Annotated in this window: 1 protein-coding gene; it reads right to left on the bottom strand. The window is 40.3% G+C overall.

Features of this window, described 5'->3' with window-relative positions:
- Positions 1 to 112 precede the first annotated feature (112 nt).
- A partial coding sequence (locus FS806_RS25315; RefSeq protein ID WP_144942122.1) for an alpha/beta hydrolase occupies positions 113 to 578 on the bottom strand: 466 nt, incomplete at its 5' end.

The raw sequence follows: 578 nt of genomic DNA, 5'->3' as shown, positions 1-578 counted from the left end.
CAACTCCAGCATTGGATTTCGAGTTTGCCCAATTATATCAAGGGTTTGTTTGGACAATTAAGCTGCGAAAGTTGAGTAAGTAATATGTGGTGAAATACTTCCGTTTTTTACTTCAAGAGATCAAATCAATGATTTGTCGGATTGCTTTTTTGGCTTCTGGAATCGGCAGCGCGGGAAAGACATGGTTCATTTTTGAATATTCGTAGTAATTGATCATGATACCTTCCTTTTTAGCTCGGTCTCTAAACTTTCGCGCATCAGCCAACATCAGATCATGAGTTCCGATAAATAAGGAAATCTCCCCCAAGCCTTGTATATCGCCATTTATTGGGCTTAGAAGATAGTGATTCGGGTCTGTGTCGCCAGCATATAGTTTTCCGAGGATGGCGAGTCCATATGAACCTAGCGCGGCATCATTTTTCTCGAATTTCTGAATATCTGGATTCGACAATGTGATATCTAACCATGCTTGAGTCTTGCAAAAATATCGCCGTCGATTAACGTGCCAAAAGATCGGAAATTTAGAACCTTTGTCGAATAACAGAATAGAAGAAGGACATCGTCCATGAATCGAGAAA

Source organism: Paenibacillus sp. 32O-W (genome assembly GCF_007679495.1).
Classification (GTDB): domain Bacteria; phylum Bacillota; class Bacilli; order Paenibacillales; family NBRC-103111; genus Paenibacillus_L; species Paenibacillus_L residui.
The sequence above is the reverse complement of the archived record's forward strand: the minus strand, read 5'-3'. Positions and strand labels throughout refer to the sequence as shown.